This window comes from Paraburkholderia solisilvae (assembly GCF_902859875.1).
Lineage (GTDB): Bacteria > Pseudomonadota > Gammaproteobacteria > Burkholderiales > Burkholderiaceae > Paraburkholderia > Paraburkholderia solisilvae.
In genome coordinates this window covers 14,212-37,206 of record NZ_CADIKF010000066.1, presented here as the reverse complement: position 1 = coordinate 37,206, position 22,995 = coordinate 14,212, and the positions used below count along the sequence as shown (strand labels likewise).

Below are 22,995 nucleotides of genomic sequence, written 5' to 3'. Positions count from 1 at the left end.
GGCCGCCGCGGGCCGCCGCGCTGCGAGTTGCGCGCGAACGCCGTATCGCGCGCGCTGACCTGCCCGGCCGGCGTGCCGTTCAGATCGACGCGCGCGGCGCCCTCGGTGAGGCATGCCCAGTAGCGGCTGCCGCGGCACCAGGTCGCGATGGCTTCGCGTATTTCCGCTTCGGTGAGCGCCAGTTCCTGCGCATGCGGCAGCAAATCTTCAAGAATGCCGATTTTCAACGGCAGTTTCGGCTCCGGCTTCTTCGGAAAAGCGCTGGGAAAGCGCTTCTGCAATTTGCCGATTGCATGCACGACCGGATCGACCGGCTCCTGCGGCGGCCGGTTCTTCTGGCGACCGCGCGGGTCCGCCTGGTGCCCCGCCTGGTGCCCCACCTGCTGGCCGCCTTGCTGGCCCTGGTGTTGGCCCTGCTGTTGACTCTTCTGTTGACCCGACCGCCCTTGCGGTTGACCAGGTTGGCCCGGCTGACCCGGCCGCCCGGCCTGCTGGCCACGCTGCGCGCCCCGCGCATGCTGACGGTGCGGCCGCTCGCCCTGACGCGCCTGCTGCGGCACGCCCTGCCCGCCGCCCGGCCGGCCGCGCCCCTCGCCGGACTTGTCGGCCTGGCGATGTTCTGCGGATTTTTCCGCGGTTTGTTCGGAGGCTTCCTGCTTTGCCTGCCGCGCCTGCTTCGCGAGTTGCTTCTTCAACTCGGCCAGTTGTTCGAAACCCATGCTCAGTCCTGCAAAAATGACGCGTGATTCTACCAGCCCCGCGCAATGGCCCGGTGGTATTGTCCGCGCGCCGCGCGCCGCCGCGTAACCGATGCGTGCCTAGCGCTTGCGCCAGGTCTCGCGCATCACCATCAACCGCAGTTCGGTCATATCCTCGATCGCATAGCGAATGCCTTCGCGGCCGAGGCCCGAATCCTTCACGCCGCCGTAGGGCATGTTGTCGACCCGGAACGACGGCACGTCGTTGATCACGACACCGCCGACCTCGAGTTCGTCCCATGCTTCGTGCGCATGCGCGAGGGAATCCGTGAATATACCGGCCTGCAGGCCGAAATCGCTGTCGTTCACTGTCGCGAGCGCGTCGCTGAAGGTATCGAAGCGCTCGAGTATCGCAACCGGTCCGAACGCTTCCTTACGATACAGGTCGGTATCGCGCGCCACGTTTTCGAGCAGCGTCGCCTCGAACTTCGCGCCGTCGACCCGGCCGCCCGCGACGATCTTCGCACCCGCCTTCACCGCTCCTTCCATCCAGCCGGCAAGACGTTTCGCTTCCGATTCGGAGATCATCGGTCCAACGAAGGTCTTTTCATCCTTTGGATCGCCCATCTTCAGCGACTTCGTTTTTGCAATCAACTTTTCGCGCAACGCGTCATAGAGGTCCGCGTGCACGAGAATGCGCTGCACGCCGATACAGCTCTGCCCCGACTGATAGAACGCGCCGAACGCGAGCCGCTCGACCACGTAATCGAGCTTGTCGCGCTGGTCGGCATCGACGAGCGCGGCCGCATTGCCGCCGAGTTCGAGAATCACCTTCTTCTTGCCCGCTTTTTTCTTCAGATCCCAGCCGACCGCGGGTGACCCGGTGAATGAAAGCAGTTTGAAACGTTCGTCGGTGGTAAACAGATCGGCACCATCGCGGTGCGCGGGCAGGATCGAGAACGCGCCCTTCGGCAAGTCCGTCTCCGCGAGCACTTCGCCGATGATCAGCGCGCCGACCGGCGTGCGGCTCGCCGGCTTCAGCACGAACGGCACGCCGGCCGCGAGCCCCGGCGCCACCTTGTGCGCGGCGAGGTTCAATGGAAAATTGAACGGCGAGATAAACGAGCACGGCCCGATCGGCACGCGCTTCACATAGCCCTGATAGCCCTGCGCGCGCGGCGAGATCTCGAGATTGATCACTTCGCCGTCAAGACGCACGGACTCTTCCGCGGCGACCTTGAAGGTGTCGATGAGCCGCGTCACCTCGCCGCGCGAATCGTTGATCGGCTTGCCGGCTTCGATGCACAACGCCATCGCGAGCTCGTCGAAGCGCTCGCGAAACCGCCGCACGCAGTGTTCGAGCACGGCCTGCCGCTTGAACGGCGGGTACGCGCGCATTGCCGGCATCGCGTCGGCCGCATGCCCGATCGCCGCATCGATTGCCTTCGCATCGGCGAGTGCGACGCGCGTTGCCACTTCGCCGGAAAACTTGTCGGTCACTTCGAGATCGGTGTTGGCCGCGACCGGTTCGTTTGCGAGGTAGTACGGGTAAGTCTTCTGCAACATCACACGCTCTCCTTGAGGACGGTCGTCGATCGAGTCATTGCGTTCATCGCGTCAGTCGATTGCGGGCTGAGCAAGGGGCGTGCCTTTGCGTTCAGCGGGCAGCGTACCGCGTACTGCGGGCGATGCGGTACTTGCGGCGGCCGGGCGCGTGGCGCATCGCGGATGGATGGCCGCGCCCCGGGATCGCCCGCCGCCGGGATCGCCCGCCCCTCAAATCTGCGCCGACAGCCGCTTGATCTCGCGATTGAGCACGCGCTCGTTATCCGAGTAGTCGATCGGCACGTCGATCACGTGCACGCCCGGCGTCGCGAAGCAGTCGCGCACCAGCGGCGCGAACTCCGCCGCCGATGTGATGCGGTGACCGTGCGCGCCGTAGCTCTTCGCATAGTCGACGAAATCCGGATTGGCCAGCGTCATCCCATAGTCCGGGAAATTCATGTTCTCCTGCTTCCAGCGGATCATCCCGAACGCGTCGTCGCGCAAAATCAACACGACCAGATCGAGCTTCAGCCGCACCGCCGTTTCCAGCTCCTGCGAATTCATCATGAAGCCGCCGTCGCCGCATACAGCCATCACCTTGCGCTCCGGATGCACGATCTTCGTCGCGATCGCGGACGGCAGCCCCGCGCCCATCGATGCCAGCGCGTTGTCGAGCAGCACCGAATTCGGCTCGTGCGCGCGGTAGTAGCGCGCGAACCAGATCTTGTACATGCCGTTGTCGAGACAGATGATGCCGTCTTCGGGCATCGTCTCGTACACGTCGTTGACGATGCGCACCGGGTACATCGGAAACCGCTCGTCGTGCTGGCCTTTCGCGAGATGCGCTTCGAAGTGCGTCTTGATCTCGGCGAAGCGCGAGAAGTCCCAGTGCTCGCCGCGTCCCTTCAACGCTTCTTTGAGCTGCCACACCGCGTTCGCGATGTCGCCGACCACTTCGATCTGCGGGAAATACACCGCATCCACTTCGGCGCCGAGGAAATTCACGTGAATCACCGTCTTGTCGCCGGCGTCGGTGCCGCGCATAAAGAACGGCGGTTTCTCGATCACGTCGTGGCCGACGTTGATGATGCAGTCCGCGTGATCGATGGCGCGGTGCACGAAGTCGCCGTCCGATAGCGTTGCGTTGCCGAGCCATTGCGGATGCGATTCGTCGATCACGCCCTTGCCCATTTGCGTCGTGAAGAACGGCATGCCGACCTGATCGACGAACTGGCGCAACATGTTGCACGTGGTCTTGCGATTGCCGCCGGCGCCGATCATCAGCAGCGGATGCCGCGCCGCGGTAATCGCTTCGACCGCGCGCGCCACCGCCTTTTCCTCGACGATCGGCCGCCGGCTGTAGCTCTTCGGAATCGGCTTGCCGTCGCCCTCCTCATGCGCGACGTCCTCCGGCAATTCCAGATGCGCGGCGCCGGGGCGCTCGTCTTCGGCGCGCCGGAACGCCTCGCGCACGGCCGCGGGAATATTGCCGATCGATACGATCTGCCGCGTGTATTTCGTGAGCGGCTCCATCATCCGCACCACGTCGACAATCTGGAAGTGGCCTTGCTTGCTCGCCTTGATCGGCTTCTGCCCGGTCACCATCAGCATCGGCATGCCGCCGAGCTGCGCATAGGCGGCCGCGGTGACGAAGTTCGTCGCGCCCGGTCCGAGCGTCGCAATACACACGCCCGTGCGCCCGGTGAGACGCCCGTACGTCGCGGCCATAAAGCCCGCTGCCTGTTCGTGGCGCGTCAGAATCAGCTTGATGCGTGAACGGCGCAGCGATTCGAGCAGGTCCAGATTTTCTTCACCGGGAATGCCGAACACGTATTCGACGCCTTCCGCCTCCAACGACTTGACGAACAGATCCGATGCTTTCATGAAAGAGCCTCGAGTTGAAATCAGGATTTAAGCGCGGGAAATGCAGCAGATGAAGCACGATACCGGAGCCGGCGCAGGGAGCGCGCGCCGCTTTACGCAGGCCGTGATACGCCGCAGACGAAGGCGACTCGCTGCGGACGGACAGACGGCGGATAAAGGGAGCACGACCCGAGTGCACAACCTGGCGCAACCGGCATGATTGAAAGCTTACTCTCTCACGCGCCATCGCGCGTCGAATGACTGTGATGCAGGGCAAGCGCCGGTTGGCGCAGCACAGCGCGCACCCTCGATAAAAAAGACCGCTGCGCGCTTCCGATCGCGCAGCGGTCTGGCGTATTCCGGCGACGGACGGGTACGCCGTCCGTGCGATGTTCCGCTCAATGCTTCAATTGCTTCAGTTGTTTCAGCAGTTCTTTGGCGGCAGGACCCGAGGACGCCGGGTTCTGGCCGGTCGTCAAAAGACCGTCGACCACCACATACGGCTCGAAATCGCCACCTTTCGAATAGCGGCCGCCCTGTTCCTTCAACATGTCTTCGACGAGGAACGGCACCACCTTGGTCAATTGCACCAGTTCTTCCTCGCTGTTCGCAAACCCGGTGACGGGCCGGCCCGCGACGAACGGCCTGCCATCTTTCCCTTTCACGTGTCTGAACACACAGGGTGCATGACAGACCGCGGTCACCGGCTTGTCGGTCGCGATCGCCCGCGTGATCAGCGCGGCCGAATCCTTGTCTTCCGCGAGGTCCCACAGCGGGCCGTGCCCGCCCGGATAGAACACCGCGTCGAAGTTGTCCATCGACATGGTCGACAGTGTGTGGGTGGAGGCGAGTGCCGATGTCGCTTCGCTGTCTTTCTCGAAACGGCGTGTGAGATCGGTCTGGAATTGCGGTTCGTTGCTTTTCGGATCGAGCGGCGGCTGGCCGCCCTTGACCGATGCCAGTGTCAATTCCGCGCCGGCTTCCTTCAACACGTAATACGGTGCCGCGAGTTCCTCGAGCCAGAATCCGGTTTTCTTGCCGGTATCGCCGAGTTTGTCGTGCGAGGTCAAAACAATCAGGATTTTCATATCGATTGCTCCAGAGTGTGCTTGCCGCTTGCCCGTCTGCCGCACCGACGATTCAACCGGAACGCTCGATGCACGGCAAGCCATCTTTCGATGATCTTGTCAAATACGCAAGACACGTTACATCTGCCCGACTGCGTTCGTTTCGAGTAACGTCTAGCGGCAACGCCGAGGCAGCAGGCGCGGATTGATCCGATTTTCATACGGCCGGCCATAACGTATGCCAGCGCGCACGCTGTGAACCACGCAAGCTCGCGCAGCACGATGCCGACCGGCGCCTGAGGACGCAAGCGGCGGCAATCCGCCCGCATGCCGTGAGCGGCACGCGCGCCTTCATCGCGATATCGGGCTTGAATCCGTTGCGCGTCCATGCTTCCATGAAAGCATCGCGGCGCAACGCGTATTCTCCGCGCAGCATATCGATCCATTTTTGCGCAGCGAGGTCTTCGCGCTTTTGCCGCGCTTCGACTGTTCTGGTGCGCGCATGCCCGCCGCAGGCATACCTTCGTATAGGTATCGCAGACGGTGATTTGCTTATCGGACACTACCGTACGATTTTCACCGCGTGCGGCCGACGATATGTTCGAAGCAAGTCCACAATACACGTGTCCCGTCGAAATCGGCGGCGCGGCCGATCCTGCTGCACGGCCCACATCGGCACGACCCGGTCGTTGCTCCGTCCTCCGTTACGAGGTGATCCGCGATGTCGTCGTTCATGCCCCTTCCCGTTCAGCCGTCGACCGCTCGCGCAGGCGGCGCCACGCGCGCGGTCCTGCCGCCGCCGCGGCCGCGCATGCCGGTCGGTCACGAAGTCTGCTGGCGGCGCATGCCGCAGTCGCACACCGACGACACGCCGGCACACGGCAATCGTCCGATCGTGCTCGCGCGCTGGACGACCTGCGGCGAAGGCGAAGGCGCCGCGGTCGGTCCGCCTGGTTATTACGTGATCGCGCTGGCGTTGCGCCCGATGCTGCTGCGCCTGTCATCGAACGGCCGCGTCCTGCACGACGGCCCGCTCGAGCGCGGCATGGTGCAGGTGACGGCGCCCGCTACGCAAACCGAATATCGCGCGCATGCGCCCTCGGACTTTCTCCATATTTACCTGTCGGCCGCCTATGTCGCGCGCTGTCCGGACGTGGTGCTCGCCGCCCGTTCGCAACAGGCGCACGACGCGTGCTATCCGTTCATGCGCGACGCGGTGATCCGGCAACTGATGCATGTGCTTGTCGAAGCGCTCGACAGCCCCGACCCGGCGAGCCGAACCTGCGTCGACGCCATCGCGCGCGCGATCGCCGCGCGCGCGCTCGGCATCGCGTTGCAGCCGGCCGAACCGGGCCAACCCGAAACCGGCAAAACGCCGGCGCTCGAAAACTGGCGTCTGCAACGCACGATTGCATTCATCGATGACCATCTCGATCAGTCGATTTCGCTGCAACAGCTTGCGCACGCGGTCGGCCTGTCGCCGACCTACTTCGCCGCGCGCTTTCGCGCGGCGGTCGGCGCATCGCCGCGCCTCTTCGTGATGCGGCGGCGCATCGAGCGCGCGAAGCTGCTGCTCGCCTCGACGCGGATGAGCATGATCGACGTCGCGCTGAATGTCGGCTTTCGCACGCAATCGCATTTCACGACCGTGTTCGGCCGAGAGGAAGGCGCAACGCCGCACCAATGGCGGATGCGTTGTGCGAACGCGGACGATCGCGCCGCAAGCGCCGATGCCGACGACCCGCATGCACCGCACCGCGCCGCGTTGTCCGATCGCCTCGGGCTGCGCGTGCATGATGCGGGATCCGTCGCCGTAGCGCGAAGCGCGGCAGCGGGCGGCTGATGTTGCCTGATCGTATAAGGTGGGATTGGTGCGGGCGTCATGATAGCCCGGTCATTGGATGATGAGCCGCGCATACCAGGGCAGCATCGCTATGCGCCGTGTGCATCGTTGCGCACGCATCGATGCGGCCTGCCGCACACGCGCGTGGTGCAGGCGCACGGTCTCCGCGCAGGATGCCGGCGCGTTCAGTCCGGCATCACAAAGCACTGCACCGCGACGTCGTCGTGAAGCACGAACTCGGTCGCGCGCCCGGCGCGCACGTCGAGCAGCAATCGCTCGAGCTCTTCCAGCTGCGCGCGCAGCGCGTCCGTGTCAGTCGCGTGACGGCTGTCCAGTGCATCGCTCACGATGCGCCGGCGAATCATGATTTTTTCTATCGCGCGGTTGCGCGTCACAAACAGGCGTTCCATATTTTTTCGTCGAATCGAAACGCACGCGGCAAACCGGGCCGCGCGCGCGTGTCGCTTCGACTACGCGACACTTGCATGATTCCTTCATGCACCGAAAAAATTTTGCGTGCGGCGCGGCACGCATCGGCCGCGCGTGCGGCCGCTCACTCGTCGTCCAGATTCAGCAGGCTGTCGTCGCCCTCGGTCCATCTCGGCTCGGGGCTCACACCGCGCGTTTCGCCGAACAGCGACTTGTAGCGGTTCGGCTGCGAGCGCAGATACTGCTTCGGCGCCCGCGCCCGCGCACCCAGTTCCGCCGCTGCATGCCACGGCCAGCGCGGGTCGTACAGCACGGTGCGGGCCAGTGCGATCATGTCCGCATCGCCGTTTGCGACGATGCTTTCCGCATGTTCGAAGCTGCTGATCAACCCGACCGCAATCACCGGCATGCGCACCGCGGCCTTGACCGTGCGCGCGAGCGGCACCTGATAACCGGGACTCACGGGTATCTTCTGCGCGGGATGCAGGCCGCCGCTCGATACATGGATCGCATCGCAACCGCGCGCTTCGAGCGCCTGCGCCAACGCGACGGTCTGCTCGATATCCCAGCCGCCGTCGACCCAGTCGGTGCCGGACACGCGCACACTGACCGGCCGGTCATCGGGGAAGGCGGCGCGCACGGCATCGAATACTTCCAGCGGAAAACGCATCCGGTTTTCGAGCGAACCGCCGTATTCATCGCTGCGTTGATTCGACAACGGCGACAGAAACTGATGCAACAGATAGCCATGCGCGCAATGCAGTTGAATCAGGTCGATGTCGAGGCGCGCGGCACGCGTTGCGGCAGCGGCAAACGCATCCCGCACGCGTTTGAGTCCTGCGCGATCGAGCGCGACCGGCGCGTGGTCCTGCGGATCGAACGCCAGCGCGGACGGCGCCTCGGTCTGCCAGCCCTGCGCATCGCCCGGCGCGAATTGCTTGCGGCCCGCCCACGGCACTTCGGTCGATGCCTTGCGCCCCGCATGATCCAGTTGCAGCGCAAGCGGAATACTCGACCAGCGCCGCACACTTTCCAGCGTGCGACGCATCGCGGCTTCGGTTGCATCGTCGTAGAGTCCGACGTCGCCATACGTGATGCGGCCTTCCGGCAACACCGCGGTCGCCTCGATGGTCAGCAGCGCGGCGCCCGATACCGCCAGTTGGCCGAGATGAATCAGATGCCAATCGTTCATGCAGCCGTTTTCGGCCGAGTATTGGCACATCGGCGCGATCACGATCCGGTTCGACAGAGTCAGGCCACGTGCCTGCAACGGTTTGAAGAGGGCGGATTGAGCCACCATGCACTCCTTGATCGAGCTTGTTGCGTAAATTCGCTGATACGCTGCGCGACGTCTGTCACGATTAACTGTAAGCAGGTCGCACGCGTGGCGTGTTACGTCATCGAGTGTAGAAGATTGGCGCGCAATTGCGTCGCTTTGCTGCGTATGCCAGGCCGCCGCGCGACGATCGCGCGGCGCGGCCCATTCGCATCAGCCATTCAACACGGCGGGCGCGGTCACGATCGACTTCAACGCCGGCACCGGCTGCGCGAGCTTCGCCAGATCGGGAAGCGGACGCCGCCGCGCGGCATCGCGCTGCCAATGCGCCTCCAGCGACTGCGCGATATCGAGCAGCCGCGCGTCGCCGCGATGCGCGCCGACGACCTGCAGGCCGAACGGCATGCCCGCATAATCGGTGCCGCACGGCAGCGCAATCGCCGGATTGCTCGTGAGCGTCACGAGGTAAGTCAGCGCAAGCCAGCGGTAATAGTTTTCGAGCGGTTCCCCGTTGATCTCCGCGAGATACGATTGCGACCACGGGAACGGCGTGATCGGCGTGGTCGGCGAGACGATCACGTCGTAACGCTCGAACACCGACTGAAAACGCCGGAACAGGCGCGTCTGCTCCGCATGCGCCCACGCCACGTCGGCCAGCGACATCGCGCGCCCCATCTCGTAGTTCGTGCGCGTGTTCGGCCCGAGCAACGCGGGGTCGCGCTCATAGATTTCCTGGACATCCGCGACGAAGTTCTGCGCGCGAACGATGTCGAAGCAACGATGCGCGTCACCCATATCGAGGTCGAGCGGTTCGCATATTTTCACGTCGCGTGCGAGCACGTCGATTTTCGCGCGGAACGTCTCGCGCATCGCGTTATCGACTGCGCTCGCGCCGAAGTCTTCCGTGTAGGCGACGCGCAGCGTCGCAATATCGAACGGTTCGACATGCGCGAACCGGCCCGCGTCGACCGCGAAGCTCAACGGATCGCTCGCTTCGAGACCGACCGTCGCTGCCAGTTGCAGCCGCATATCCGCGACATTGCGGCCCATCGGGCCGACCACGGTGACCGGCGACCAGCCGAGCTTGCGCCGGTCGTTCGGCACGAGCCCCGGCGTCGGACGAAAACCGACCACGCCGCACAGCGCCGCGGGAATGCGCAGCGACCCGCCGGTATCGGAGCCGGTGCACAGCGGCAGCATATCGGTCGCGAGCGCCGCGGCCGAACCGCCGGACGAGCCGCCCGCATTCAGCAACGGGTTGAACGGATTGCCGGTCGCGCCCCACACCGCGTTGCGCGTATTCGCGCCCGCGCCGAATTCGGGCACATTGGTCTTCGCCGTGACGATCGCGCCGGCGGCGCGCAAACGCGCGACCATCACGTGGTCGTGCTGCGGCACGTGCGCGCGATAGAGCGGCGAGCCGTATGTGGTCAGCAGGCCGGCGGTCTCCTCGAGATCCTTGATACCGATCGGCAAGCCATGCAGCAGGCCGAGCGGCTCGCCGCGCAGCACCGCCTGTTCGGCGCGGCGCGCGGCGGCGCGTGCGCGTTCGAAATCCGTTGCCGCGATCGCATTGACCGCCGGGTTCAACGCTTCGATGCGCGCGATGCACGCGTCCAGCAACTCGACCGGCGACAGCTCGCGGCTGCCGATCATGCGCCGCATTTCAAGTGCCGATAGAACGACAACTGATTCATCCATATTCGATGCAATCCTTGCGATTCGAGGGGGTGTTGTGTTGATCCGCACACGTGCAAACGTTGCGCGCGAACATCGAGTGCGACGGGCGCGTGATTTGCGTTCGCAGCGCCCATCGGCATGATCGGGAGGCAGCGAGACGCGGCCCGGGATCGAGCGGTCAGCGCCTGCCTGATGGGTATGCCATCATGCGCTTTCGCGCAGCGCCGAATAATCCGCTCATCTTTTCATGCCAAAAAAGCTCATGGAAGACTACTCGATTTTCAATGCCGGCCACGTCGTCCTGCAATCGGGCCTCACCTTTCGGGACGCGAAGCTTGCTTACAAGACGTACGGCAGTCTCAACGCCGACAAATCGAATGTGATTCTCTACATGACGTCGTTTTCCGCGCATCACTACGACGTCGACTGGATGATCGGACCCGGCGCGGCGCTCGATACCGATCGCTACTTCGTGGTCGTGCCGAATCTTTTCGGCAATGGTCTGTCATCGTCGCCGAGCAATGCGGTCGAGCCGTTCAACGGCGCGCGCTGGCCGAACTTCACGATCGCCGACAACGTGGCGATCCAGCATCGGTTGCTCACGCAACAACTGGGCGTCGACGAATTGCAGCTCGCGTGCGGCTGGTCGATGGGCGGCATCCAGGCCTACCATTGGGCCGCGCTGTATCCGCATAGGGTCAGGCGTCTTGCGGTGACATGCGGCGCGGCGAAAACGTCCGAACACAACAAGGTGTTTCTCGAAGGCATCCGCGCGACCTTGACCGCCGACGCGGCCTTCCAGAACGGCACGTTCGTCTCGCGGCCCGAGCGCGGACTGCGCGCGATGGGCCGCAGTTATGCGGCGATGGCGATGTCGCAGACGTTCTATCGCGAAGAGCTCTGGCGGCGTGCCGGCTTTTCGTCGCTTGAAGACTATCTGGTGATGTCGTGGGAAATGAATTTCCTGCGGCGCGATGCGAACAACCTGCTTGCGCATATGTGGACCTGGCAGCACGCGGATATCTCGGCGAACCCGCTCTACCACGGCGATTTTCACGCGGCGCTGCAGGCGATCACCGCGCAGGCGCTGATCATGCCGAGCGCCACCGACCTGTATTTTCAGGTCGAAGACAACCGGCTCGAAGTCGAACAGATGCGCAACGCGAGGCTGTTGCCGATTCCGTCGGTCTGGGGCCATCGCGCCGGATTGCCGAGTGCGAACGTCGAAGACGCGGCGTTTATCAGCGATGCGATTCGTGAGTTGCTCGCGCAGTAGGTGTCACGCGACGGGTCGCCGCTCAGTGGGGGGGATACAGAAGATCGGCGTCGTCACGGGCGCGATCCGCGCGGGCCTGGCGCAGGTTCGGATTACCGACGAAACCACGGCGAAGGCGCTGTTGCCGGCGAACATCCGGCAGGCGGCGGTGGCCGTGGCCAGCGGGCCGTGCCGGGGACGGCCCAAGTCCGACGTGACAGTGAGGCGGGACGTGCTCAGCGGGACGCGGACATCGGCGCCTTGGTGCCGCTGTGTTCGTTGAATGCGCGTCCAAGCTTCAGACGCACCGCCACATGGGCGAGCTTCGCGCGATCCACCGATACGCCGAGCACTTCCGCGGACTCCTCGTACGTCAACCCCTCCACCTCGGAGAGCAGCAGCGCCGCCCGCTCGGGGGGGGCGAGCGAACGGAACTCGGCGAGAATCCGGGAATGAACGTCGGTGTTGCGGACACGGCGCCTGCCTGCGCCGACGCCCGCGGGCGCGCCGCGGGTTGCGCGGCGCGTGCGCTCATAGCGTTCGTAAGCGGAGCCGCTGCGCAGCACGCTGTGCGCGGCGGCCAGCATTCGCACAAGCGTCTCGCGTTCGCTTACCGCGCAGTCTGCTTCGGCGTTGGCGTTGGCATTGCACGCATTGGCCACCATGGCCTCGGCGAGCGGCACATCCTCCGTCACACGGTACGCAAACGACCACACCCGCGTAACCAATGCGCGTAAAACCGCTGGATTCGAGACTGCATTCATGCGTAGTGCTCCGCTTGGAGAAACGTCGTTATTCCAAGATCGAACGACGCAGCAAGAGCTTACACATGCGACGGAAGTCACGCTATGCCAATTGCGTCAAATTTCTTGCTCATTAAGGGCATTCTTTGTGGCAATGCGCCAGCCGGCAGGATGTTCGCAACAATACACCCGAATTGTGCCAACTTTCCATTAATACAACCTTTCCTTTTTATTCTATTGGTATTACCAGATCGTCGAATCGGCCGTGGGCCCTGTGTCGAGGGCTACTGGCGATAGCGGGGAAATGAGGACTACGGCCCGGTGCGAGATGTCAATTCGCTGATGATTTTCGGTGTTTAGCGATGCGGGCGCATTGTTTATTTATATTGCCTTTGGCTGACTGTCTTTAACTGGACTAAAAACTGAATTGCATTTCAGTGAATAGAGTCGAAATGACGCAGATTTCGAACCACATAAAGCGTCTGCGTTTTTCTGCAGAATTTCATTAGCCGGCGGCGCGTGGCGCGCCGTCGGCTCGCGCGATCAATAATACGGGTACGGGGCGTACATCACGGGCGGCGCGTAGTAGCGCGGCGCCGGCTGATAGTAGTACGGCTGCGCCGGCGCGTAGGCGGGCGCCTGCGGCTGCGCGATCGTATTGCCCTTCGACGTCATACATTGCGCGTACGCCGCATCGTACCGCGCCTGCAGACCGCCGGCCGCGTACGTTGCACCATTTGCGCCGACGGCGCTGCCCAGCAGCAAGCCGCTGCCCGCGCCGATCGCCGCGCCGACGCCGGCGTTGCCCGCTGCCGCGCCGAGCAGCGCCCCGGCCGCCGCACCGCCGAGCGTGCCGAGCGCCGTGCTGTTCACGCTGTTTTGCGTCGCGCCTTGCGCGGCGCCCTGCGCGTCGCTGGAATGGTACGCATAGTCGCGGCACGCGTAGTCGTCCTGCTGGAACTGGTTGAGCGGCTCGCCTTTGCGCGGCAGCGCAACGATGCTCGGGCCCGTGGGCGGCGCGACCGCGCAGCCGCCCAGCGCGAGCGCAATGGCAATGACCGGCAGCACAACGGTGATGGTTCGGGTTCGGGTACTCATACCGGTTCTAGGTTTTAAGAGTGGTTTCAATACTGCAACGTTAGACGAAATCCGACCCGGCATGAGTTACCGGATCGTTACTGGATATTTTCGCCGATATACGGGCAGGCGCGCACGCGATGGCTTGCCCGCGTGCGCCTCACCCCCGTCGACACAAATGCGGACGAATGCCGGTAAGAAATGCTTACCAAATGTAACGCGTCTGTTGCGAGAAGCTCGTTTCGCGGCACCCCGCGACGCGCATTATCGGCCCCAACGCAACGTCGGCGTCTGCACGGCACTATCCCAGCGTTTCATCATCTCCGCATCGAGTGAGCACAAAGTGAGCGACGCACCGGCCATATCGAGCGATGTGGTCAGCGAGCCGACCTGCACGCGTCGGATTGTGAAGCCGCGTTGCCGCAACCACGCGTGAGCGGAATTGAACAGCAGGTATAGCTCGCTTAACGGCGTGCCGCCGAGTCCGTTGACCAGCACGAGCAATGCCGCGTCCGCCGCCGGTTTCAGGTCGTCGACGATCGCCGTGAGCAGTTCGTCGGCAATCGCATCCGCCGGGGCGATACGCGCGCGACGACGGCCCGGCTCACCGTGAATGCCGACGCCGATCTCGATCTCGTCTTCGCCGATCGTAAAGGTCGGCTTGCCCGCGGCCGGCACCGTGCCACTCGAAAACGCGACGCCCATCGAAGCGACACGCTTCACCACATGATCGCCGAAGGCCTTGCATTGCTCGAGATTCGCACCGCTTTCGGCCATGCTGCCCACCAGCTTCTCGACGATCATGGTGCCCGCCACGCCGCGCCGCCCGGTCGTATAGCTGGAATTTTCGACTGCGACGTCATCGTTGACCAGTACCGTTGCGTTCGGCGCCTCGCACATCTCGGCAGCCATTTCGAAGTTCATCAGATCGCCGGAATAGTTCTTCACGATGAAGAGCACGCCCGCGCCGCTATCGACTGCTTGCGCCGCCGCCATCATCTGGTCCGGCGTCGGCGACGTGAACACCTGGCCCGGGCACGCGGCGTCGAGCATGCCATAACCGACAAAACCGCTATGCAGCGGTTCATGCCCCGACCCGCCGCCGGAAATCAGCGCGACCTTGCCGGGCGTCGCGGTCTTGCGCCGTACGAAAACCGGCTCGAGGTTCAGTTCAACGAGGTCCGCATGCGCGGCGGCGAAACCGGCCAGGCTCTCGGCAAGAAAGTGGTCGACGCGATTGATGAATTTTTTCATCGCAGATCCTCTTCTCTTTTACGCCGCGCGGACAAAGTACGCGCACACCGCGGCAATCATCAGTTGGCTCGAATGCGCGCCCGGGTCGATATGGCCGCGCGAGCGCTCGCCGGGAAACGACGCGCGCCCTTTCATGGCGAGCATGTCGCGCGTGGCGAACATGTTTTCTTCGGCAACCTTCTTCAGTGCGTCCAGCACTGTCGCCACTGCGTCAGGAGCAATCTTGCGCCCAACCGCCGGCGCCGTGTCGCAACGCATCGGCGCCCGCACGGAACCTGGCTTTTCGCTGAACGAGGTGCCAGGCGCTTTGTCATCCCCAATGTTCTGACGATGGACCGCGAAACGATCCCGCCACGGAAGCAGAACCGATAGCCCCGCGACTGCTGGTACAGTGGCGCGTCGGCGCGCCATGCCGCTCGGCCCGGCACGCATGCGTCGCCGTCGCCGTCGACTCACACCACAAGCGCGGCCAGGCGCCGAAGCGACAGTCGGGGAGTCCTGCGGAATGGAATGAAGCATGAGACCCCAGGGGTAAGCTGCGCAGCGCGACCATCTGGAGTCATGCGTCGGATCAAGCTTTAAGCGGTGAAGCGCCTGCCTGGAGCAACGCGCATGGAACCGGCGCAACGCTGCAGCGCCAACCCGCGGTCACGCTGCATGGGGACCGGCCTAAGCACTCAAGCGCCAACGCTGATCGACTCGCACGGAGAACGCATAATGACCCAGCCACGCGGTTCGTTTTTCACACGCGGCGCCGCCGCACTCGCCGCGCTCGCGGCCGTTTCGCTCGCCGCCTGTTCGAGCAGCGCACCTGTGGAATTTTCGCTGACGGGCGCGGACGCGCCTTCGCTGTCACGCGCCGACGATCTCGATTTCGCTCCGATGGACCGCTCGATCGCCGCGTGCAAAACCGTCTCGCACAACGCGGGCGCCGACCGCTGTACGCAGGTGCGCGCCTACGAGTCGTGCATGAAAACACGCGGCTATATCACGGTGCTCGGGCCGGAAAATCCTTCGGGCTGCGGCGATCCGGAATGGGAACAGGATGTCCGCAAGTGGCTCAAGTGACGGGCACCGGCCGCATTGCATGGGTCTAGCGTTGCCGGGATGCGATGCCGGCCGCAACCGCTCGACGCGGAGCGCGCGGGCATGGAGAGCGTGGAAATAGCGCGAGCCGGCCTCGCGAGGCTTGCGTCGCGGCAAGCCGTACGTCAAACGCGGCGGCCCTGTTCGGTCAATCGAGCAGCTTCATTGCAATATCCGCCGTCTGCCGCATCTGCGCGCGCTGGCGGCCGGTCTTGCCGATCACACGCATGCCGTGCACGGTGCACAGCATCAGCCGCGCGGTTGCGTCGCAATCGACGCGCTTCGAAATCGAACCGTCTTTCTGCCCCACGCGGATCAGTTGGACGAGCAGCGTTTCGACCATGCGCAAGCCAGCCGTCACACGCTGCGCCACATCCGCATCGAACGTGCCGAGCGCCATGGCGCTGCCGGTCAGCATGCAGCCTCGCTTGCCCATCGCGCCCGACGATACATCCGCATAAAACATCAACACCTGATGAACCCGGTCCCGTGCCGTCCCGTCCGCTTCGGCAAAACGCCGCAGAACCTCATTGCGCGTGGCCAGCAGCCTGTCAAACGCGGCGAGAAAAACCGATTGCTTGTCTTTGAACGCCTTATAGACGCTGCCGGACGCAAGTTCCATCGCGTCGGTCAAATCGACGATCGAGGTGGCGTGAAAACCGCGCTCGCAAAAGACCGTCACGGCCTTGTCGAGCGCCGTTTCGATATCGAATTCGCGAGGACGTCCCCGGGCTCTGGATGGCGCTGTGGCGGTCGTATCTGTCATGCATGCATTATAGGAAGGGGCCAATTTCTTAATCAAGCCGGTGGATTCTAATGCAACCGGTTGTTAGCCACGTGACAAATGCATTTCGACAACGACAACCCGACTCGACAGATCGTTATGTTGATGTATCGTTTTTGTTAGTTAATTTTCATCGATATCTCTTGCTCTTCTCCACGAGCGGCGCAAGGCCGCCCGCCGACACCGGCTTCGTCGCGTCGACCGCATCGCGCAGCACCCGGTTTTCTTCGGTCTTTCTTTGCAGCAACGCCTGCAAATGACGGATCTTTTCGACCGCCGCGCTCAGATCGGATACCAGCACGGGCGGATTGCGCAGCGCGGTGGCATGACGATCGTCGGTCGCCGGGCGTTTGCGTGGTTGCGCTGCGGCCGGCAGCCTGTCGGACTGTGACAGCGGCTGCGGCGCCGGCCTTGGCTGCTGCGCATGCAGCGGAACCGGATGTGAAGACGGCTGGGAGGACGGTTGTGCAGCGGGTAGTGAAGCCGGCTGCGCTACGCGCTGCATCGGCTCGACCTGCTGCGGCACAACGACGACCGAAGACAGGCGAAACCCGGCGCCGCGCACCGTCTCGATCACGAGGCTCTGTTGCAGCGGCGCCAGCGTTTCCCTCAACGACTTGATGTACACGTCGACAATGCCTTCCTTGACCGACGAGCCAAACCAGACGTTATCGATAATGTCTTTGCGCGATAGCACCTTGTACGGATTCTCGACAAAAAAGCGCAGCAGCCTGTAGCACGTCGGCCCCAACTGGAGCTCGGTTTCCGCTGCTTCATTGCCGATGCGCGCGAACGCGCGGCGCGCGTCGAAATCCATCGTCAGCGTTTCGACCGACACGCGGCGCCGCACCTCGCGATACTCGATCGGCCGCAGCACGACCTGGATACGCGCGATCACTTCGCGAATGCCGAACGGTCTTTTGACGTAGTCGTCCGCGCCAGCCTCGAGCGCGCGGATACATTCGTCCTCGCCCGCACCTTCTTCGCCGAGCACGATGATCGGCATCCGGCTCGTTGCCGCATGCGTGCGCAAATCGTTGATAAGCGACAGACCGGATGCGTCCGGCAATTTCCAGCGCAACAGAATGGCCTGCGGACGTTCCTGTTCGATCAGCGTCGCCGCCCGCTCGACCGAGAACGCGGCGAGTGGTTCATGGCCTGCCAGCCGAACCTCGTTCCACAAGCGTTCAGCGCCAGACGTATCCCACTCGACAATCAATATTTTTGCGATATTTCCCATAAATGCGCGATGGCCTTGTCGACGAAGCCCTTCAAGCGGCGCGCCTCCGGTCGTAAGCGTCGCATTCGACGCAAAGTAACCCTCTGGACATCCGCATCATGTTCATACCGGTCCGGCATGCGCCGCTTGCCGGCCCTTATGCTGCGTGCTGTCCAGCGTACTGAGTGAGTACTCAAGCGTACCGTACATCCCGATCAGGTGCAGCGACCCACCAGCCAAACCGGGTCCGCAACTTTCGTGAACGACACAATAAAGGAAACACAAACTTCCAAAATTGGAAAATTCAGACCTCGCGATCAGCATGCTCGCCCAAGCTTTCTGCGGGCCTACCACTCGACTGCACGAAATGTCGCTGGTCGCATCGGCGTTTTCAAACCTGAAAACGCGCATTTTCTAAAAAGGGAGTTGCCATTTCCATAACAACCCATGCGACGAGAATATTCCAGAGTTGCTCAATCCGTGACTGGCATGGCACATATGCATCACCGGGAATTCGTTCCGCCATTCACGGACAATTTTTCGCGTACGGTGTAAAAGTTGCGCAAACAGGTCCGCACCGAAGCGGCGATGTAGCGGCGGCTGCCCGATGCCGGCCTGTTTGCACGGACGCACCGGGTACGCGAGATGACGAAGGCACGCTGGCCGGGTGCGCGCGCCGCGCCGCGTGACATGGGCGCAGCACGCGGCAACCGTGCATGAAAGGGAAGCGCTGCAAGCAGATCGCAGGCAGCGGGATCGCACGCCAAATGGCCAGCACGGCCGACTGACGTCACGAAGAAACGAAGGCAGCGACGCGGAACTACTCGACCGTGTGGATCACCGGCGGACGCAGCCCGTCTGACGCTGCCTGGGGTGAGGACATCGCCCACGGCGGGGGCGGCAAACCGGTCGGCGTGCCGTTGGCGTTGCCGGCGGCTGCCGTGTCTTGCGACGCGGCGCCGGAAGGGTCCGACGCGGCTTGTGCGGACGTCGTGTCGCTGCTGTCGCTGCATGCGCCGAGCAACGCGCACATGATGACGACGGCAGCCGCACGCCGTTTGATGATCGAGTTCAGCAGAGTCGTCTCCTCGCAATCGAAAATCAGCCGGCGCCGGGCGGTCGAACCGCGCTGCGAGGCGCCGGCTGATGGTTTACACAAACATTCCATGCCTGCACGACCGGCGCGCATCGTTACGCATCGCGCACCGGTTGATTGCACCTACCGCAACCGTCAGCTGCCGAGCGCCGGGTCCGACATGCTGTCGCGCCCCGTCTCGACATGGCCGGCGATGCGCCATTGCGCGTTGCTGTCGGCGTCGACCGTGATCGTCAGGTCGTACCAGCCATATGACTGGCGCAGATCGACCATCACGGTATTCGCGTCGTTGCCGCGCACCCGCAGCGAACCGTCGATCCGCGACGATGCATACGCGCTCGAGATATGGAACGTGCACGCGTCGCGGCTTTCGTTCTTCAGGCGCAACTGCAGATTGCCGTTCGCGACGTCGTAACCGTCGGCGATCTGCACACTGCCGCTCTGATGCCGCCCGCTCGCATCGACCTTGCCGACGAAACGGCGCAGGAAGCCATTCGGCCCATGCACCGAAAAGTCATAGCTGCCACCGGCGGCGAGCATCAGTTGATCGGCGAGATCCTTGCCCGCTTCGACCGTATAGCTGCGCGGCAGGTCTTGCGCATTGCCGGAGTAGACGAGGAAGGTCGCGCCGAGCCGGCCGGTGTTCGTGATGTGCAGGTGGAATGCATTGCCCTGCCCGTTCACGTCGCCGCGCACGAAGAACTCGTAGTCGAGCGCGCGCGCGGGACGCACGCCCGGCTCCTGCTTCGGCAGCGACTGCGCGCCCGGCACGGCGGGCACGACGTCCGGATGGCGGTTCTGGTCCGCCGGGAACGACGTGGCCGGCAACGGCGGCACATGGCGATTCGGATTGCGGAAGTCGAACGCCGACGTCAGGTCGCCGCAAACCGCACGGCGCCACGGCGTAACGTTCGGCTCGTTCAGACTGTTGCCGCGGCCGAAGCGCGTCTGGATGAAGCGGATCACCGACGTGTGGTCGAACACTTCCGAGCACACGTAGCCGCCCTTCGACCACGGCGAGACGACCAGCATCGGCACGCGCGGCCCGAGGCCGTACGGGCCGGGCTGATTGTCGCCCGCCCCCGCATAGAACTCGTTGGCGGTCGATACGGTCGAGCGGCCGGTGTCCGGCGTCGACGATGCGTACGGCGGCGGCATATGATCGAACAGCCCGTCATTCTCGTCGTACGTGATGAGCAGCACGGTCTTGCTCCAGACTTCCGGATTCGACGTCAGCGCCTGCAGCACCTGGTCGACATACCACGCGCCGTAATTCGGCGGCCAGTTGCCGTGCTCGGAAAACGCCTCGGGCGCAACGATGTACGACACCTGCGGCAGCGCGTTGTTCTGCACGTCTTTACGCAGGATGTCGAAATATCCGCCGCCTTGCAGCACATTGGTGCCGGTGCGCGCCGCTTCATACAGCGGGTTGCCCGGCTGGGCGTTCTGGTACTGCTTGAAATACAGCAGCGACGTGTCGCCGAAATTGCCGATAAACGGGTTGTCGGTCCAGCCCCACGCGCCCGCGGCGTTCAGGCCATTGCCCACGTCCTGATAGACCTTCCACGAAATGCCGGCCGCCTGCAGCTTCTCCGGGAACGTGCCCCACGAATAGCCGGCTTCCGCATTGTCGATCACCGGGCCGCCGCCGTTGCCGTCGTTGCCCACCCAGCCGGTCCACATGTAGTACCGGTTCGGATCGGTCGGCGTCATCGCCGAGCAGTGGTACGCGTCGCAAATCGTGAACGCGTCGGCAAGGTTGTAGTGAAACGGCATGTCCTCGCGCGTCATGTAGAACATCGTGGTCGCGCCCTTCGCGGGCACCCACTGATCGTAGCGGCCGTTGTTCCATGCCGCATGCGTGCCGATCCAGCTGTGATCGAGATCCTGCACGAATTGCAGGCCGAGGTTCGGCAGATTCGGACGGAACGGCAACACATAGCCGTCCGCATTCGGAGCCGGCTGGTAGAACACCGGCTTGCCGGTGGAAAGCGGAATCGGGCGCGTGTCGCCGAAGCCGCGCACGCCGCGCAGCGTGCCGAAGTAGTTATCGAAAGAACGGTTCTCCTGCATGAAGACGACGATATGCTCGACGTCCGCGATCGTGCCGGACGCATTGTGCGCGGGAATCGCCAATGCATTGCGGATACCGACGGGGACGGCGCCAAGAGCGGTGGCTGCGCCAGCGGCTTGCGCAGCCGCACGCAGGAAATCACGACGGCTATTTGAAGTCATATTGATCAATCATTCAGAGAGGTGGGAGGGGGACGGCGCGAAAACCATCGGCAAGCCTGGTCGAGAAAAATGACTCGCTTGTGGCAAGCGTTTGCGCAATTGCAGGTGTCCTTCCCGATTGTGATTAGCATTCCTGGATAAGCCGTTTTGCGCGGTTAAACCGCAAGTGCTTGTGCTGATTCGGTTTACCACCTGAGGAATGCTTCGTTCTGCATGCAAGTCGCATCGACGAAGGCGACATTCGGTGTCTGAAATGCGTTGCGATCAATCGCGAGGTGCTTTCCCTGGTGCACATTCATCACGAATGCTGCTACGCGTGAGTAGCTGAACGCCGCGCGCGATCTCGCGGGTCATGCGCAGTTCGCGGATCGCGCGTGTGACACGCGGCGTTCATACGCGCGGGTAATACTGTTCGCGATGTTCGTGAGTCGACAGGCGGTTCGCGAGCGGACTCGTGCGTGTCGCTTGTCGCGTCGCACGGTGCTTCACGTGCGTGGTTCCCGATGCGAGCCTGCCGGCTCGCACGGCGCCTTTCAGGCATCATGGCGTGCCCACTCTGCATGGCACACGCCAGCCCATTGATGCATGAACAGCCTTCGGCCTTCCCCCCAGCCGCGCAGTCGTCTGCGCGCCGCCTTCGAAGTGTTCGCCGTATTCCTGCGGCTCGGGCTCACCAGCTTCGGCGGTCCGATCGCGCATCTGGGCTACTTTCGTCGTGAGTTCGTCGCGAAGCGCAACTGGCTGGACGAACAGCGCTATTCGGAGCTGCTTGGCGTCTGCCAGTTCCTGCCCGGCCCGACCAGCAGTCAGGTCGGCTTTTCGATCGGACTGCTACGCGCCGGATGGCTCGGCGCGATCGCCGCGTGGTGCGGCTTCACGCTGCCGTCGGCGATGCTGCTGCTTGCCTTCGCCGTACTCGCGCCGCATCTCGCGGGTGCGCTTAGCGACGGTCTCGTGCATGGGCTGAAGCTCGTTGCGGTAGCGGTCGTCGCGCAAGCGGTATCGGACATGGCGCGCCGCTTGTGTCCGGATCGCCGGCGCGCGGCCATCGCGCTGTGTGCGATCGCGACGCTCAGCCTGTTGAATACGGCTTACGCGCAATTGATCTCGATCGTACTGGGCGCGCTGCTCGGTTTCGCGTTATGCCGCACGCTGGCGTCAGCGGATGCGGCTGAGCCGGCATCGGAGCTCCCACTGCGCGTCGCTCGCCCGGCAGGCGTGATCGCGCTGCTGCTTTTTGCCGTACTGCTGCTCGGACTGCCCGTGCTCGCACGGATCCACGGCGGCCAGGCCCTGCGTGTGTTCGACGCGTTCTATCGCTCAGGTGCGCTTGTATTCGGCGGCGGCCATGTCGTGCTGCCGCTTCTGCAACAGCAAACGGTCGCCACCGGCTGGATTGCGCCGAACGACTTTCTGGCTGGCTATGGCGCGGCCCAGGCGGTGCCGGGTCCGCTGTTTACGTTCGCCGCGTACCTCGGGTGGATGATGTCGTCGCCGCCGAACCATTGGGCGGGCGCACTCATGGCGACCGTCGCGATCTTTCTGCCCGGCATGTTGCTCGTGCTGGCCGCGTTGCCATGGTGGCAATCGTTGCGCGCACGGCCCGCGACGGCGGCGGCGCTGGCGGGCGTCAATGCGGCCGTGGTCGGTCTGCTCGCCACCGCGCTCTACTCGCCGGTCTGGACCGGCGCGGTGCACACGCCGGTCGACTTCGCCGTCGCCGCGCTCGGCTTTATCCTGCTGGTCCGCTGGCATGCGCCGCCGCTCGCAGTCGTCGCGCTGTGCGTCCTGGCAGGCGTCGCAACGGCCGCGCTTCACTGAACGACGAGCGCCGCCGGCAGCAAC

At 63.8% G+C, this 22,995-nt stretch carries 18 protein-coding genes and 1 pseudogene; 4 read left to right on the top strand and 15 right to left on the bottom strand.

The features are described 5' to 3' along the window. From HV675_RS28450 to HV675_RS28435, 4 genes are all read right to left on the bottom strand, one after another. Nucleotides 1–719: ProQ/FinO family protein (locus tag HV675_RS28450; RefSeq protein WP_175114798.1), on the bottom strand; the 719-nt coding region annotated here is incomplete at its 3' end. Nucleotides 720–818: 99 nt separating this feature from the next. Next, nucleotides 819–2,264 (bottom strand): aldehyde dehydrogenase family protein, encoded by a 1,446-nt coding sequence (locus tag HV675_RS28445; RefSeq protein ID WP_175114797.1) that lies wholly within the window; start codon nucleotides 2,262–2,264, stop codon nucleotides 819–821. Between the two features lie 210 nt (nucleotides 2,265–2,474). After that, complete coding sequence (locus HV675_RS28440) at nucleotides 2,475–4,127, bottom strand: acetolactate synthase large subunit (RefSeq protein WP_175114796.1); 1,653 nt, start codon at nucleotides 4,125–4,127, stop codon at nucleotides 2,475–2,477. Between the two features lie 377 nt (nucleotides 4,128–4,504). Next, entirely contained in the window at nucleotides 4,505–5,194 is a 690-nt protein-coding gene (locus HV675_RS28435; protein WP_175114795.1) for a type 1 glutamine amidotransferase domain-containing protein, read from the bottom strand. A gap of 712 nt (nucleotides 5,195–5,906) precedes the next feature. Here HV675_RS28435 and HV675_RS28430 point away from each other — a divergent pair. Continuing rightward, the gene (locus HV675_RS28430) at nucleotides 5,907–7,016 is read left to right on the top strand and encodes a helix-turn-helix transcriptional regulator (RefSeq protein ID WP_175114794.1); all 1,110 of its coding nucleotides are present in this window, start codon (nucleotides 5,907–5,909) and stop codon (nucleotides 7,014–7,016) included. 185 nt (nucleotides 7,017–7,201) lie between these two features. Here the strand turns inward: HV675_RS28430 and HV675_RS28425 are convergent, their stop codons facing one another. The 3 genes from HV675_RS28425 to HV675_RS28415 all read right to left on the bottom strand — a co-directional run bounded on the left by HV675_RS28425 (nucleotide 7,202) and on the right by HV675_RS28415 (nucleotide 10,422). Beyond that, on the bottom strand, nucleotides 7,202–7,426 hold the full coding sequence (locus HV675_RS28425; protein ID WP_175114793.1) for a hypothetical protein: 225 nt from the start codon (nucleotides 7,424–7,426) through the stop codon (nucleotides 7,202–7,204). Nucleotides 7,427–7,569: 143 nt separating this feature from the next. Further along, nucleotides 7,570–8,742 (bottom strand): NADH:flavin oxidoreductase/NADH oxidase, encoded by a 1,173-nt coding sequence (locus HV675_RS28420; RefSeq protein ID WP_175114792.1) that lies wholly within the window; start codon nucleotides 8,740–8,742, stop codon nucleotides 7,570–7,572. Between the two features lie 192 nt (nucleotides 8,743–8,934). After that, a complete protein-coding gene (locus HV675_RS28415) occupies nucleotides 8,935–10,422 on the bottom strand; it encodes an amidase (protein WP_175114791.1) in 1,488 nt (495 codons plus the stop codon). Nucleotides 10,423–10,648: 226 nt separating this feature from the next. On the opposite strand from HV675_RS28415, the gene HV675_RS28410 reads away from it, so the two are divergent. Continuing rightward, nucleotides 10,649–11,677, top strand: coding sequence for an alpha/beta fold hydrolase (locus HV675_RS28410; RefSeq protein ID WP_343056892.1), 1,029 nt, complete (start codon nucleotides 10,649–10,651; stop codon nucleotides 11,675–11,677). 215 nt (nucleotides 11,678–11,892) lie between these two features. Here HV675_RS28410 and HV675_RS28405 read toward each other — a convergent pair whose 3' ends face one another. The 4 genes and pseudogenes from HV675_RS28405 to HV675_RS28390 form a co-directional block, all read right to left on the bottom strand. Continuing rightward, nucleotides 11,893–12,339, bottom strand: coding sequence for a sigma factor-like helix-turn-helix DNA-binding protein (locus HV675_RS28405; protein WP_175114790.1), 447 nt, complete (start codon nucleotides 12,337–12,339; stop codon nucleotides 11,893–11,895). 603 nt (nucleotides 12,340–12,942) lie between these two features. Next, nucleotides 12,943–13,497 (bottom strand): YMGG-like glycine zipper-containing protein, encoded by a 555-nt coding sequence (locus HV675_RS28400; protein ID WP_175114789.1) that lies wholly within the window; start codon nucleotides 13,495–13,497, stop codon nucleotides 12,943–12,945. Nucleotides 13,498–13,740: 243 nt separating this feature from the next. Then, complete coding sequence (dhaK, locus tag HV675_RS28395; protein WP_175114788.1) at nucleotides 13,741–14,730, bottom strand: dihydroxyacetone kinase subunit DhaK; 990 nt, start codon at nucleotides 14,728–14,730, stop codon at nucleotides 13,741–13,743. Nucleotides 14,731–14,748: 18 nt separating this feature from the next. Continuing rightward, a pseudogene (locus tag HV675_RS28390) lies at nucleotides 14,749–14,931 on the bottom strand (DAK2 domain-containing protein); the annotation flags it as partial. Between the two features lie 516 nt (nucleotides 14,932–15,447). Between HV675_RS28390 and HV675_RS28385 the strand changes: the two are divergent. Further along, a complete protein-coding gene (locus HV675_RS28385; RefSeq protein WP_175114787.1) occupies nucleotides 15,448–15,798 on the top strand; it encodes a hypothetical protein in 351 nt (116 codons plus the stop codon). Between the two features lie 166 nt (nucleotides 15,799–15,964). Here HV675_RS28385 and HV675_RS28380 read toward each other — a convergent pair whose 3' ends face one another. The 4 genes from HV675_RS28380 to HV675_RS28365 all read right to left on the bottom strand — a co-directional run bounded on the left by HV675_RS28380 (nucleotide 15,965) and on the right by HV675_RS28365 (nucleotide 21,150). Then, nucleotides 15,965–16,582, bottom strand: a complete 618-nt coding sequence (locus HV675_RS28380; RefSeq protein ID WP_175114786.1) for a TetR/AcrR family transcriptional regulator — start codon at nucleotides 16,580–16,582, stop codon at nucleotides 15,965–15,967. Between the two features lie 148 nt (nucleotides 16,583–16,730). After that, nucleotides 16,731–17,840, bottom strand: a complete 1,110-nt coding sequence (locus HV675_RS28375) for a winged helix-turn-helix domain-containing protein (RefSeq protein ID WP_175114785.1) — start codon at nucleotides 17,838–17,840, stop codon at nucleotides 16,731–16,733. 799 nt (nucleotides 17,841–18,639) lie between these two features. Then, complete coding sequence (locus HV675_RS28370; protein WP_175114784.1) at nucleotides 18,640–18,978, bottom strand: hypothetical protein; 339 nt, start codon at nucleotides 18,976–18,978, stop codon at nucleotides 18,640–18,642. A gap of 72 nt (nucleotides 18,979–19,050) precedes the next feature. Continuing rightward, nucleotides 19,051–21,150 (bottom strand): phosphocholine-specific phospholipase C, encoded by a 2,100-nt coding sequence (locus tag HV675_RS28365; RefSeq protein ID WP_175114783.1) that lies wholly within the window; start codon nucleotides 21,148–21,150, stop codon nucleotides 19,051–19,053. Between the two features lie 585 nt (nucleotides 21,151–21,735). Here HV675_RS28365 and chrA point away from each other — a divergent pair. Next, a complete protein-coding gene (gene chrA, locus HV675_RS28360) occupies nucleotides 21,736–22,971 on the top strand; it encodes a chromate efflux transporter (RefSeq protein ID WP_175114782.1) in 1,236 nt (411 codons plus the stop codon). Nucleotides 22,972–22,995: the final 24 nt, after the last annotated feature.

What these genes read in the sequence shown, in the direction of transcription:
- HV675_RS28410 (WP_343056892.1), top strand. Translation starts at nt 10,649, where the DNA reads ATGCCAAAAAAGCTCATGGAAGACTACTCGATTTTCAATGCCGGCCAC.
- HV675_RS28400 (WP_175114789.1), bottom strand. Translation starts at nt 13,497, where the DNA reads ATGAGTACCCGAACCCGAACCATCACCGTTGTGCTGCCGGTCATTGCC.
- HV675_RS28445 (WP_175114797.1), bottom strand. Translation starts at nt 2,264, where the DNA reads ATGTTGCAGAAGACTTACCCGTACTACCTCGCAAACGAACCGGTCGCG.
- HV675_RS28385 (WP_175114787.1), top strand. Translation starts at nt 15,448, where the DNA reads ATGACCCAGCCACGCGGTTCGTTTTTCACACGCGGCGCCGCCGCACTC.
- HV675_RS28380 (WP_175114786.1), bottom strand. Translation starts at nt 16,582, where the DNA reads ATGACAGATACGACCGCCACAGCGCCATCCAGAGCCCGGGGACGTCCT.
- HV675_RS28375 (WP_175114785.1), bottom strand. Translation starts at nt 17,840, where the DNA reads ATGGGAAATATCGCAAAAATATTGATTGTCGAGTGGGATACGTCTGGC.
- HV675_RS28435 (WP_175114795.1), bottom strand. Translation starts at nt 5,194, where the DNA reads ATGAAAATCCTGATTGTTTTGACCTCGCACGACAAACTCGGCGATACC.
- HV675_RS28365 (WP_175114783.1), bottom strand. Translation starts at nt 21,150, where the DNA reads ATGACTTCAAATAGCCGTCGTGATTTCCTGCGTGCGGCTGCGCAAGCC.
- HV675_RS28430 (WP_175114794.1), top strand. Translation starts at nt 5,907, where the DNA reads ATGCCCCTTCCCGTTCAGCCGTCGACCGCTCGCGCAGGCGGCGCCACG.
- HV675_RS28415 (WP_175114791.1), bottom strand. Translation starts at nt 10,422, where the DNA reads ATGGATGAATCAGTTGTCGTTCTATCGGCACTTGAAATGCGGCGCATG.
- HV675_RS28425 (WP_175114793.1), bottom strand. Translation starts at nt 7,426, where the DNA reads ATGGAACGCCTGTTTGTGACGCGCAACCGCGCGATAGAAAAAATCATG.
- HV675_RS28440 (WP_175114796.1), bottom strand. Translation starts at nt 4,127, where the DNA reads ATGAAAGCATCGGATCTGTTCGTCAAGTCGTTGGAGGCGGAAGGCGTC.
- dhaK (WP_175114788.1), bottom strand. Translation starts at nt 14,730, where the DNA reads ATGAAAAAATTCATCAATCGCGTCGACCACTTTCTTGCCGAGAGCCTG.
- chrA (WP_175114782.1), top strand. Translation starts at nt 21,736, where the DNA reads ATGAACAGCCTTCGGCCTTCCCCCCAGCCGCGCAGTCGTCTGCGCGCC.